The sequence below is a fragment of the Mycobacterium sp. SM1 genome (assembly GCF_018361265.1).
Lineage (GTDB): Bacteria > Actinomycetota > Actinomycetes > Mycobacteriales > Mycobacteriaceae > Mycobacterium.
The window spans coordinates 521,577-533,900 of record NZ_JAFLNH010000003.1; the positions used below are offsets into that span (position 1 = coordinate 521,577).

Below are 12,324 nucleotides of genomic sequence, written 5' to 3' on the forward strand. Positions count from 1 at the left end.
CGCGTGATGGCGCGGCGTGCCCGCGTTGATGCCGAGCTTGTCCGGCGCGGGCTCGCCCGGTCCCGGCAGCAGGCCGCTGAGCTGATCGCCGCCGGCAAGGTCAGCATCGACGGCATGCCGGCGGTCAAGCCGAGCACGGCTATGACCGTCACTGCGACCTTAAGCGTCGTCGATGGTTCCGATCGCACCTGGGTGTCACGCGGGGCGCTCAAGCTCATCGGCGCCCTGGACACCTTCGGGATCACCGTCGTAGGCCGTCGCTGCCTCGACGCCGGTGCGTCGACCGGGGGATTCACCGAGGTCCTGCTGGATCGCGGGGCGGCCGAGGTGATCGCCGCGGATGTCGGCTACGGGCAGCTGGCCTGGTCGCTGCGCCGCGATCCGAGGGTGATCGTGCGTGAGCGGACCCACGCCCGAGACCTGTCACCGGCGACCATCGGCGGTCCCGTCGAGCTGGTGGTGGCTGACCTGGCGTTCATCTCGTTAACCGCGGTGTTGCCCGCGTTAACTGGATGTGCGTCACCGGGCGGCGATATCGTTCCCCTGGTGAAGCCGCAGTTCGAGGTGGGCAGGGGCCAGGTCGGGCCCGGTGGGGTGGTGCGGGATCCCGAGTTGCGCGTGGCCTCGGTGCTCGCCGTCGCCCGGCGGGCCGCTGAACTGGGTTGGCACACGGTGGGTGTCACGGCCAGCCCGCTACCGGGTCCGGCGGGCAACGTCGAATACTTCCTGGGGCTGCGCGCGCAGACCGATCGGCCGCTGAGCGGTGACGCGTTGACGCGCGCGGCCCGAAACGCCGTTGTCGAGGGCCCGCAATGACCCGTGAGCGTACCGTTCTGCTGGTGGTTCACACCGGCCGCGACGAGGCGAACGAGACCGCACGCCGAGTGGAAAAAGTACTGGGCGACAACGGCATAGGGATAAGAGCGTTGTCCGCCGAGGCCGTTGACCGGGGACCGTTGCACTTATCACCAGACGATATGCGTGTGCTGGGAGTCGACATCGAAGTGGTCGACGCCGGTCCGCACGCCGCCCAGGGATGCGAGCTGGTGCTGGTTCTCGGCGGCGACGGGACCTTTTTGCGGGCAGCCGAACTCGCCCGGAGCGCGAGTGTCCCGGTGCTGGGGGTCAACTTGGGCCGGATCGGCTTTCTGGCCGAGGCCGAAGCGGGCGCCATTGACACCGTCTTGGAGCACGTCATCGCCCGGGACTATCGGGTCGAGCACCGGATGACGCTGGACGTCGCGGTGCGCTCCGGTGGGCAGATCGTCGAGCGGGGCTGGGCAATGAACGAAGCCAGCCTGGAAAAATGTCCGCGACCCGGGGTGCTTGGCGTGGTGCTGGAAGTCGATGGGCGTCCGGTGTCGACATTCGGCTGCGACGGCGTGCTGGTGTCGACGCCGAGCGGATCGACCGCCTACGCGTTCTCCGCCGGTGGTCCGGTGATGTGGCCCGATGTCGAGGCGATCCTGGTGGTGCCCAACAACGCTCATGCGCTGTTTGCCCGGCCGATGGTGACCAGTCCCGACGCCGCCATCGCGATCGAAGTCGAAGCCAGCGGTCACGACGCGCTGGTGCTCTGTGACGGCCGGCGCCAGATGGTGGTGCCGGCCGGCGGGCGGCTCGAGGTGACCCGCTGCGACACGCCGGTGAAATGGGCTCGGCTGGATGGCGCCCCGTTCGCCGACCGGCTGGTGCGTAAGTTCCAGTTGCCGGTTGCCGGCTGGCGTGGGCGGTAAGGTGCTGGCCGAGCTGCGAATCGAGTCGCTGGGCGCCATCAGTGTCGCGGCCGCGGAGTTCGGCCGCGGCCTGACCGTGCTGACCGGCGAAACCGGCACCGGCAAGACCATGGTGGTCACCGGCCTGCACCTGCTGGGTGGCGCGCGCGCCGAGGCCACCCGCGTCCGGTCGGGCGCTGATCGAGCGGTCGTGGAGGGTCGGTTCCTCACCGGCGATCTCGAGCGGGCCGCGGCCGAACAGGTCGACGAGATCCTGAGCGCCTCCGGGGCGCAGCGTGACGAGGACGGCAGCGTGATCGCGCTGCGGTCGGTCAGCCGCGACGGACCCTCGCGCGCCTACCTCGGCGGTCGCAGCGTGCCCGCCAAATCGCTGACCGCGTTCACCGGCGAGCTGCTCACCGTGCATGGGCAAAACGACCAATTGCGCTTAATGCGCCCCGACGAACAACGCGCTGCGTTGGACCGGTTTTCCGGCGCGGCAGCTGCACTGGAGCGCTACCGCACGCTGCGCGACGCCTGGCAGGCGGCCCGGCGTGAGTTGCGCGAGCGAGCCGGCCGGGCACGGGAACTGGCCCAGGAGGCCGACCGGCTGAAATTCGCGCTACAGGAGATCGAGACCATTGATCCGCAGCCCGGCGAGGATGAGGCGCTGATTGCCGACATTCGTCGGCTCTCCGAACTGGACGCGCTGCGTGCGGCGGCGGCGACCGCGCGCACGGCGCTGGTTGGCGCGGACGATGATGCCGGCGAGCTCCCGGATGCGACGTCGGCTTCCGAAAGCCTGGCACGGGCCAAGGCTTCCCTGGAATCGATCGATGACCCCAGCCTGCGGGCGCTGGCCGGGCAGCTCGGCGAGGCGTTGACCGTGGTCGCGGACGCCGCCAGCGAGCTCGGAGACTACCTGGAGGAGCTACCCGCCGACGCCAGCGCGCTGGATGCCAAGCTTGCCCGCCAAACCCAGCTGCGCACCTTGACCCGCAAGTACGCCGCCGACATCGACGGAGTGCTGGCCTGGGCCGCCGAGGCCCGCGAGCGGCTGGCGCAACTGGATGCTTCCGAGGAGACCCTGGCGGCGCTGGAGCGCCATGCCGATAACCTGGCAGGCGAATTAGCCCGAGCGGCAGTCGATCTCAGCGACCTACGCATCCGGGCGGCCGAACGACTGGCCACGGCGGTCACCGCGGAGCTCTCCGCGCTGGCCATGGCCGACGCCCAATTCAGCATCCGGGTGACCACCGCGCCCGCTGATCCCGGCGATCCGGCCGCCCTAAGGCTGCCGTCGGCCACGCTCGCGCACGCCGGCCCGGATGGCATCGACCAGGTCGAGTTCGGCTTTGCCGCGCACCGCGGGATGACGGTCCTGCCGTTGTCCAAAGGCGCGTCCGGCGGCGAGTTATCCCGGGTGATGCTGGCGTTGGAGGTGGTGCTGGCCACTTCCCGGAACCAGGCGGTGGGCAAAACCATGGTGTTCGATGAGATCGACTCCGGCGTGGGGGGCCGCGCGGCGGTGCAGATCGGGCGGCGGCTCGCCCGGCTGGCCCGGACCCACCAGGTCATCGTGGTGACCCACCTGCCGCAGGTGGCGGCCTACGCCGACGTGCACCTGATGGTGGACAACACCGGACGCGACGGCGCCAGCAGTGTCCGACGCCTCGACGACGACCAGCGCGTGGCCGAACTCGCGCGGATGCTGGCGGGCTTGGGCGAGTCCGACAGCGGCCGGGCGCACGCCCGGGAACTGTTGGCGGCCGCGCGAAGCGATCGGATTTAAACCTCCTGAGACGCATTCTTGAGCAGCCGAATAGGCTGTGACAAAAGTGACAGAATATATCTTCTGATCCTTATGTTACGGCGCGCCTCCCCGCCTTGTGTACGCTCCACCGACACAATCGGCGCATGAGGATGCCAACGCTTTTGTCCCGTAATGCCTCGCGTCCCGGGGTCGTCGGCACCGCCCGGGTCGACCGCGATATCGACCGGTTGCTGCGACGGGTGGGCCCGGGTGACATCGTGGTCCTCGACGTACTGGATTTGGACCGCATCACCGCCGATGCGCTGGTGGATGCCGATATCGCCGGTGTCGTCAACGCCTCCCCCTCGGTGTCGGGCCGTTACCCCAATCTGGGTCCGGAGGTTTTGGTGGCCAACGGGGTCACCCTCATCGACGAGGCCGGGCCGGAGGTCTTCAAAAAAGTCAAAGACGGCGCCAAGGTCCGGCTCTACAACGGCGGGGTGTACTCCGGTGACCGTCGGCTGGTCCGCGGCACCGAGCGCACCGACCACGACATCGCCGACCTGATGCGCGAAGCCAAGGCCGGATTGGTCGCGCATCTGGAGGCGTTCGCCGGCAACACCATTGAATTCATCCGAAGCGAGAGCCCGCTGTTGATCGACGGGATCGGGATCCCCGACATCGACGTCGACCTGCGTCGCCGTCACGTGGTGGTGGTGGCAGACGAGCCCAGCGCCGCCGACGAGCTGAAACAGCTCAAGCCGTTCATCAAGGAATATCAACCCGTGCTCATCGGGGTGGGCACGGGCGCGGATGTGCTGCGCAAGGCGGGTTATCGTCCGCAGATCATCGTCGGCGATCCCGAGCAGATCACAGCCGAAACCCTCAAGTGCGGGGCGCAAGTGGTGTTGCCGGCCGACGCCGACGGTCATGCGCCCGGACTGGAGCGCATTCAGGATCTCGGTGTGGGGGCGATGACGTTCCCGGCAGCGGGCTCGCCCATCGACCTGGCGCTGCTGCTGGCCGATCACCACGGGGCCTCGTTGCTGGTCACCGCCGGCCATACTGCCAACATCGAGACGTTTTTCGATCGCACGCGCCAGCAGAGCAACCCGTCGACCTTCCTCACCCGGCTGAAGGTCGGTGAGAAGCTGGTGGACGCCAAGGCGGTCGCCACGTTGTACCGAAACCACGTCTCCGGTGCGACCGTGGCGCTGATGGTGCTGGCCATGCTGGTCGCCGCCGCCGTCGTGCTATACGTGTCACGCGCCGACGCAGTGGTGATGCGCTGGGTGGTCGAGTCCTGGAACCGGTTTTCGCTCTGGGTGCAGGGCTGGATCACGTAAAGTCGTGATATCGCTACGCCACCATGCGATTTCACTTGCTGCGGTGTTCTTCGCGCTGGCAGCTGGGGTGCTGTTGGGTTCGGGCCTGCTCTCCGACACCCTGTTAGCCGGGCTGCGCGCCGAGAAGCGCGACTTGCGCTCGCAGATCGACACACTCAACGACCAGAAGAGCATGCTGAACGAAAAACTCAGTGCCGCCTATGACTTTGATTCCCAGTTGGCAGGCCGCGTGGTGCATGGCGCGCTGGCGGGCAAGTCGGTGATCGTTTTCCGCACCCCGGACGCGAAAGACGACGACGTCACAGCGGTGTCCAAACTCGTGGGCCAGGCCGGCGGTGCGATCAGCGCAACGGTGGCGCTGACCCAGGAGTTCGTCGACGCCAACTCTGCGGAGAAGCTGCGCTCGGTGGTGAACTCGTCGATCCTGCCCGCCGGGGCGCAGTTGCGCACCGAACGGGTCGACCAAGGCTCGCAGGCCGGCGATCTGCTTGGTATTGCGTTGCTGATCAGCGCGAACGCCGGGGCGCCACCGGTTGATGACGCGCAGCGCGACACCGTGCTGGCGGCACTGCGCGACACCGGGTTTATCACCCTGCCGGATACGCACGTCGGCGCGGCCAACGCCGCCGTGGTGATCACCGGCGGCGCGCTGCCCGAGGACGCCGGCAACCAGGGTGTCACCGTGGCCCGTTTCGCCGCGACGCTGGCGCCGCACGGCTCGGGTGTCGTGCTGGCGGGCCGCGAGGGATCGGCCGGCGGAACCGCCGCCGTCGCCGTGGCCCGCGCCGACACCGCCATGGCCGCCGCGATCAGCACCGTTGACGACACGGACACCGAGCCCGGGCGGATCACCGTGGTCCTGGCCGTCCACGATCTCATCAACGGCGGTCACCCCGGCCGATACGGGACCGGTCACGGCGCCACATCGATCACCGTCGCCCCGTAACGCCGCCGTAACCGCGGCCCCGGGCGTGGTGACCGAAATCACGGTGGCATCGGTGTTAGGGTGGGTTTCCGTGGGTCGGCAGGCCCAGCTAGCCGGCGCGCAAAAGGCTAGCCCTGCGCCGTCTTCACGGAGGTTGCGTTGCCAGCACTGCGGAAGCACCCGCAAACCGCCACCAAGCACCTCTTCGTCAGCGGCGGTGTCGTTTCCTCACTCGGTAAGGGCCTGACCGCCAGTAGCCTCGGACAGTTACTGACGGCCCGTGGGCTGCAGGTGACGATGCAAAAGCTCGATCCGTACCTCAACGTCGACCCCGGCACTATGAATCCGTTCCAGCACGGCGAGGTGTTTGTTACCGAGGATGGCGCCGAGACCGACCTCGACATCGGCCACTATGAGCGGTTCCTCGACCGCGACCTACCCGGTTCGGCCAATGTGACTACCGGACAAGTGTATTCATCGGTCATAGCCAAGGAACGCCGTGGCGAATATCTCGGTGACACCGTCCAAGTAATTCCGCACATCACCGATGAGATCAAAAGGCGTATCCTGGCCATGGCCCAGCCGGACGCCCAGGGCAACCGCCCGGACGTGGTCATCACCGAAATCGGCGGCACCGTCGGGGATATCGAGTCGCAACCCTTTCTGGAGGCGGCGCGCCAAGTCCGCCATGACCTGGGCCGGGAGAACGTGTTTTTTCTGCACGTGTCGCTGGTGCCGTACCTGGCGCCGTCGGGAGAACTCAAGACCAAGCCGACCCAACACTCGGTGGCAGCGCTGCGCAGCATCGGTATCACGCCGGACGCGCTGATCCTGCGCTGCGACCGGGACGTTCCCGAACCGCTGAAGAACAAGATCGCGATGATGTGCGACGTCGACATCGATGGTGTTATCTCCACACCCGATGCGCCGTCGATTTACGACATCCCCAAGGTGCTGCATCGGGAGGAGCTCGACGCGTTTGTGGTGCGCCGGCTCAACCTGCCGTTTAGGGACGTCGATTGGACCGAATGGGACGATCTGCTGCGCCGTGTTCACGAGCCGCGCGAGTCGGTGCGAATTGCCCTGGTAGGCAAGTATGTTGATCTGTCTGACGCCTACTTGTCGGTCGTTGAGGCGTTGCGTGCCGGTGGCTTCAAACACCACGCGAAGGTGGAGATTCGCTGGGTGCCATCCGACGACTGCGAATCCGACAGTGATCCCGCGATGGCGCTCGGCGACGTGCACGGCGTGCTGATCCCGGGCGGATTCGGCATCCGCGGAATCGAGGGCAAAATCGGCGCCGTCCGCTACGCGCGGGAACGAGGGCTGCCGCTGCTGGGGCTATGCCTCGGGCTGCAGTGCATCGTCATCGAGGCGGCTCGATCGGTTGGGCTCACCCGGGCCAACTCGGTCGAGTTCGACCCGACGACGCCGGACCCCGTCATCTCCACCATGGCCGATCAAAAAGATATCGTCGCCGGCGAAGCCGATATGGGCGGCACCATGCGGCTCGGTGCCTATCCAGCGGTTCTAGAACCGGATTCCATTGTCGCTAAAGCATATCAGACGACACACGTGTCGGAGCGTCATCGGCATCGCTACGAGGTCAACAACGCCTATCGCGACAAGATCGCGGAAAGCGGCCTGCGTTTCTCCGGGACCTCACCCGACGGCCATCTGGTGGAGTTCGTTGAATACCCCGCAAACATTCACCCGTTCGTCGTCGGCACTCAAGCGCATCCCGAGCTGAAGAGCCGGCCGACCCGGCCGCATCCGCTGTTCGTGGCGTTTGTCGGGGCCGCCATCGACTACAAGGCGGCCGAGCGGTTGCCGGTCGAAATCCCCGCACAGCATCCGAACGGTAACGAGCACCTGGGCAGCGCCGTGCCGCCGCTCGCCCAGCCTGCGGCCCGTGGCTGAGCACGTTTTCGAGACGGTATCGTCCGAAACCCTGTACTGTGGAAAGATTTCCGCGCTTCGCGTCGACCATGTGCGGATGCCGGGCGGACAAACCGCGACCCGAGAAGTTGTCGAGCACTTCGGCGCGGTGGCTGTGGTGGCGATGGATGACCACGACAACATCCCGATGGTCTACCAGTATCGCCATCCCTTCGGCCGACGGCTCTGGGAGTTGCCTGCCGGGCTGCTAGACATCGGCGGCGAGGCGCCGCACGTGACAGCGGCTCGCGAGTTGCGGGAGGAAGCCGGCCTGCAGGCGCGCACCTGGCGCCTGCTCGTCGATCTGGACACCAGCCCGGGTTTCAGCGACGAATCGGTGCGGGTCTATCTGGCCACCGGGCTGAGCGACGTGGGCCGACCGCAGGCCCATGACGAAGAGGCGGACATGACGTTGCGGTGGTACCCGATTGCGGAAGCAGTGCACCGTGTGTTCAGCGGTGAGATTGTTAATTCTATTGCAGTAGCAGGGATTTTAGCGGCATTCGCCGTCACGAAGGGTGTCGCGCAGCCACGCGCGGTGGATGCCGCCTGGATCGACAAGCCGACTGCCTTCGCCGCGCGACAGGCCCACCGATGACGACGCTGGCATTGCAGCGCCCGGTGACCACGCGGGCCGGAACGGCCCGAAGAGGAGGCGGGCAATTGGCATTGGAAACCCAGCTGCAGGGCTATTTGGACCATCTGACGATCGAGCGCGGTGTGGCGGCAAACACGTTGAGCTCCTACCGACGGGACCTGCGGCGTTACTGCCAGCATCTGGCCGCCCGCGGGATCGACGATCTGGCCAAGGTCAGCGAGGACGACGTCAGCGCATTTCTGGTCGCACTGCGCCGCGGGGACCCCGATGCCGGGGTGCCGGTGCTGTCGGCGGTGTCGGCCGCGCGGGCGTTGATCGCGGTGCGTGGACTGCATCGGTTCGCCGCCGCCGAGGGACTGGCAGAGCTGGATGTGGCACGTGCCGTGAAGCCGCCGACACCGGGGCGCCGGTTGCCCAAGAGCTTGACGGTCGACGAGGTGGTGGCGCTGCTGGAGGGCGCCGGCGGGGACCGCCCGTCCGACGGCCCGCTCACGCTGCGTAACCGGGCGCTGCTGGAATTGCTGTATTCCAGCGGAGCGCGGATTTCCGAGGCGGTTGGCCTGGATGTCGACGATCTTGATACCCATGCTAGGTCGGTGCTGTTGCGTGGCAAGGGCGGTAAACAGCGGCTGGTCCCTGTCGGGCGCCCCGCCGTGCGCGCGCTGGATGGGTATCTGGTGCGGGGACGCCCGGAGTTGGCACGTCGGGGACGGGGAACGCCGGGGCTTTTTCTCAACGCGCGCGGTGGACGGTTGTCGCGCCAAAGCGCGTGGCAGGTCCTGCGGGATGCGGCGAAGCGCGCGGGTATCACGTCCGGTGTGTCACCGCACATGCTGCGGCATTCCTTTGCCACCCATCTGCTCGACGGTGGCGCCGACGTCCGGGTGGTGCAGGAATTGCTGGGTCACGCGTCGGTGACCACCACCCAGATCTACACCCTGGTCACCGTGCGCGCGCTTCGCGAAGTGTGGGCCGAAGCCCACCCGCGCGCGCGGTAGGGGCCGTCGCACCGGGCTGGGTCCGACCAGAGCTCAGCAGACTCAGCCGCCTCTTGCGTCGCTCCGGGGCTCTCGGCGCGGGGCGGGCGGGGCAGGACCGGTCACGGCGAGGCCCAGCTAGCCGCCGGCTAACCCAAATACTCCGATTCCAGGACCAGGTCGCCGATCAGCGTCTGATATTCGACGTGCGCCTTGTGCTCGCTGGTGTTCCACAACTTGCCCTGCTGTCGACGCATGTACTCGCGGTACTCCGGCGCCCCCGGAACCTTGACGTTGTCGGCGACCACGATGGAACCCGGGTGCAGCCAGCCGCGGTCGAGGATGCTCTGCAGATCGGGCAGGTAAGCGTTCTTGTCATGGTCGAGGAACAGAAAGTCGAGCGTGCCGGCCGCAAAGCCATGCTCCTGGGCCAACACGTCCAGGGTGCGGCCACCGTCGCCGACGGTGCCAACCACGCAGGTCACTCGTTCGGCGAGCCCGGCGTGTGCCCAGATCCGGCGTGCGTTGACGGCATTGGCTTCGGCCAGCTCGACGGAGTACACCTTGGCGGCCGGTGCGGCTCTGGCGATTCGCAGCGCGCTGTAGCCACAGTAGGTTCCTAACTCGAGAGCCGTTTTCGGATGGGCCCGCCGTACGGCGGCATCGAGCAGTGCCCCCTTCTCGTCGCCGACGTTGATCAGGATCGCCTTCTCGTAGGCGAAGCGGTCCATGGCCGCCAGCACGTCCTCAACGTCGCCGGCACGGGAGTTCTGCAGCACGTAGGCGACGGCAGCAGCCTCGCGCCCGTCGCCTATCTGCCCGGTGGTGGTGATGTTGCGAGCCCCGACGGCCATCCGCCAGACCGACCACCGCAGAAAAGGCATACGCCGTTTGAGGCTCACAAGATCCACCCTAATCGGGCTGTGCTGACTGTCGGGTGGCAGCGTTTGCCCGCGCGTCTCCCGGCGCAGCAACATGCACCCGTTAGACTTTCCTGCGATGTGCTCCCTGAACTTCGGCAGCATCCGAACGCTGAAGCATTGCCCGGCGAGTCGCAGTCGGCCATGATATCCGCCGACGACGATGGTGCCGGCGTAGCCGGGATCGAGGAGTGGCGGCCATGATTTCCGCCGACGACGATGGTGCCGGCGTAGCCGGGATCGAGGAGTGGCGGCCATGATTTCCGCCGACGACGATGGTGCCGGCGTAGCCGGGATCGAGGAGTGGCGGCCATGATTTCCGCCGACGACGATGGTGCCGGCGTAGCCGGGATCGAGGAGTGGCGCTGGTGACATCCGCCGACGACGATGGTGCCGGGGCCGGTCTGACCGGGCGACCCCCGCGGCCGATCCCCGAGCCCAAGCCGCGGACCTCGCACGGTCCGGCCAAGGTCGTCGCGATGTGTAACCAGAAAGGCGGTGTCGGGAAAACTACCTCGGCAATCAACCTGGGCGCCGCATTAGCCGATTACGGACGACGGGTGTTGCTGGTCGACATGGATCCGCAGGGAGCCCTGTCGGCGGGGCTGGGTGTGCCGCACTACGAACTGGAGCACACCATCCACAACATGCTGGTGGAACCGCGCGTGTCGGTGGATGAGGTATTGATCCACACCCGGGTCAAGCACCTGGATCTGGTGCCCAGCAACATCGATTTGTCGGCCGCCGAGATCCAGCTGGTTAACGAGGTGGCTCGGGAACAGACCCTGGCCCGTGCGCTGCGCCCGGTGCTGGATCACTATGACTACGTGCTGATCGATTGTCAGCCATCGCTAGGCCTCCTCACCGTTAACGGGCTGGCCTGCTCGGACGGCGTTATCATCCCAACCGAGTGCGAATACTTCGCGCTGCGCGGGCTGGCTCTACTCACCGACACCGTCGACAAGGTGCGCGACCGACTCAACCCGAAGCTAGAGATCAGCGGCATCCTGGTCACGCGTTACGACCCGCGGACCGTCAATGCGCGCGAGGTCATGGCTCGCGTTGTGGAGAGGTTCGGTGACTTGGTGTTCGACACGGTTATCACCCGAACGGTCCGCTTCCCGGAGACCAGCGTGGCGGGCGAGCCGATTACCACATGGGCGCCCAAGTCCGGGGCCGCAGAGGCCTACCGCTCATTGGCCCGCGAGGTCATCGACCGATTCAACGCGTGAATTTCGAGGGAACAGCGCAGAACGGCTTTCAGGTCCGGCTAGCCAATTTCGAAGGGCCGTTCGATCTGCTGCTACAGCTCATCTTCGGTCACCGTCTCGATGTCACCGAGGTGGCTCTGCACCAGGTCACCGATGAGTTCATCGCCTATACCCGGCAAATCGGGATGGAGCGGGGCCTGGAGGAGGCCACGTCGTTTTTGGTGATCGCCGCGACGTTGCTCGATCTCAAAGCCGCCCGGCTGCTGCCAGCAGGCCAAGTCGACGACGACGAAGACTTGGCACTGCTAGAGGTCCGCGACCTGTTGTTCGCCCGGCTGCTGCAGTACCGGGCGTTTAAACAGGTTGCGCAGATGTTCGCCGAGTTGGAAACCGCGGCGCTACGCAGCTATCCGAGGGTGGTGTCACTGGAGGACCGCTACGCGGGGTTGCTACCCGAGGTGATGCTAGGGGTCGATGCGGCGCAATTCGCCCAGATCGGGGCGATGGTGTTCGCACCCCGTTCGGTGCCGACGGTAGCTACCGAGCACCTGCACGAGCTGAGGGTTTCGGTGCCCCAGCAGGCTCAGCGGCTGCTGGGGCTCCTGCGGACGCGGGGAAGCGGCCGGTGGGCGTCGTTTTCCGAGCTGGTCGCCGATTGCCAGGCCCCAATCGAGATCGTCGGGCGCTTCCTGGCGCTGCTCGAACTGTACCGCGTCGGAGCAGTAGCATTTGACCAGGTAGAACCACTTGGTGTACTCCGGGTCTCGTGGACCGGTCGGTGTCCGGCCAGCGAAGACGCGGTGACAGCGGAATCGCCGGCAGCTCAAGAAGCGCAAGATCAGCCGGTGAGGTGCGCCGGCGACGATGCAGAGCGAAGCGATGAGGAGGAGCGGCGCTGATGAGGTGCGCCGGCGACGATGCAGAGCGAAGCGATGAGGAGG

The 12,324-nt window shown here is 66.8% G+C and carries 11 protein-coding genes; 10 read left to right on the forward strand and 1 reads right to left on the reverse strand.

The window, feature by feature from the left end:
* Positions 1 to 6 precede the first annotated feature (6 nt).
* The 8 genes from MSM1_RS15450 (at position 7) to xerD (ending at position 9,273) form a co-directional block, all read left to right on the forward strand.
* Positions 7 to 816, forward strand: coding sequence for a TlyA family RNA methyltransferase (locus MSM1_RS15450; protein WP_213444520.1), 810 nt, complete (start codon positions 7 to 9; stop codon positions 814 to 816).
* Positions 813 to 1,736: an NAD kinase gene (locus MSM1_RS15455; RefSeq protein WP_213443983.1), complete on the forward strand. Its 924-nt coding sequence runs from the start codon at positions 813 to 815 to the stop codon at positions 1,734 to 1,736. Before MSM1_RS15450 ends, MSM1_RS15455 begins: the two co-directional genes overlap by 4 nt.
* 1 nt (position 1,737) lies before the next feature.
* Positions 1,738 to 3,507: a DNA repair protein RecN gene (recN, locus tag MSM1_RS15460; RefSeq protein ID WP_213444521.1), complete on the forward strand. Its 1,770-nt coding sequence runs from the start codon at positions 1,738 to 1,740 to the stop codon at positions 3,505 to 3,507.
* A gap of 125 nt (positions 3,508 to 3,632) precedes the next feature.
* Positions 3,633 to 4,814, forward strand: a complete 1,182-nt coding sequence (steA, locus tag MSM1_RS15465; RefSeq protein WP_213443989.1) for a putative cytokinetic ring protein SteA — start codon at positions 3,633 to 3,635, stop codon at positions 4,812 to 4,814.
* A 4-nt stretch (positions 4,815 to 4,818) separates the two neighbouring features.
* Positions 4,819 to 5,760, forward strand: a complete 942-nt coding sequence (locus MSM1_RS15470; RefSeq protein WP_213443996.1) for a copper transporter — start codon at positions 4,819 to 4,821, stop codon at positions 5,758 to 5,760.
* Positions 5,761 to 5,907: 147 nt separating this feature from the next.
* Positions 5,908 to 7,659: a CTP synthase gene (locus MSM1_RS15475; protein ID WP_213444522.1), complete on the forward strand. Its 1,752-nt coding sequence runs from the start codon at positions 5,908 to 5,910 to the stop codon at positions 7,657 to 7,659.
* Positions 7,652 to 8,275, forward strand: a complete 624-nt coding sequence (locus tag MSM1_RS15480; protein WP_213444000.1) for an NUDIX hydrolase — start codon at positions 7,652 to 7,654, stop codon at positions 8,273 to 8,275. Before MSM1_RS15475 ends, MSM1_RS15480 begins: the two co-directional genes overlap by 8 nt.
* 71 nt (positions 8,276 to 8,346) lie before the next feature.
* Complete coding sequence (xerD, locus tag MSM1_RS15485; RefSeq protein WP_236056690.1) at positions 8,347 to 9,273, forward strand: site-specific tyrosine recombinase XerD; 927 nt, start codon at positions 8,347 to 8,349, stop codon at positions 9,271 to 9,273.
* Between the two features lie 128 nt (positions 9,274 to 9,401).
* Here xerD and MSM1_RS15490 read toward each other — a convergent pair whose 3' ends face one another.
* Entirely contained in the window at positions 9,402 to 10,136 is a 735-nt protein-coding gene (locus MSM1_RS15490) for an O-methyltransferase (RefSeq protein WP_236056693.1), read from the reverse strand.
* Between the two features lie 404 nt (positions 10,137 to 10,540).
* Here MSM1_RS15490 and MSM1_RS15495 point away from each other — a divergent pair, with 404 nt between their 5' ends.
* Positions 10,541 to 11,404: a ParA family protein gene (locus MSM1_RS15495; RefSeq protein ID WP_213444008.1), complete on the forward strand. Its 864-nt coding sequence runs from the start codon at positions 10,541 to 10,543 to the stop codon at positions 11,402 to 11,404.
* Positions 11,368 to 12,282, forward strand: coding sequence for a segregation/condensation protein A (locus tag MSM1_RS15500; RefSeq protein ID WP_374101735.1), 915 nt, complete (start codon positions 11,368 to 11,370; stop codon positions 12,280 to 12,282). Before MSM1_RS15495 ends, MSM1_RS15500 begins: the two co-directional genes overlap by 37 nt.
* The last annotated feature ends 42 nt before the right edge of the window (positions 12,283 to 12,324 follow it).

What these genes read in the sequence shown, in the direction of transcription:
- MSM1_RS15450 (WP_213444520.1), top strand. Translation starts at nt 7, where the DNA reads ATGGCGCGGCGTGCCCGCGTTGATGCCGAGCTTGTCCGGCGCGGGCTC.
- MSM1_RS15455 (WP_213443983.1), top strand. Translation starts at nt 813, where the DNA reads ATGACCCGTGAGCGTACCGTTCTGCTGGTGGTTCACACCGGCCGCGAC.
- steA (WP_213443989.1), top strand. Translation starts at nt 3,633, where the DNA reads ATGAGGATGCCAACGCTTTTGTCCCGTAATGCCTCGCGTCCCGGGGTC.
- MSM1_RS15490 (WP_236056693.1), bottom strand. Translation starts at nt 10,136, where the DNA reads ATGCCTTTTCTGCGGTGGTCGGTCTGGCGGATGGCCGTCGGGGCTCGC.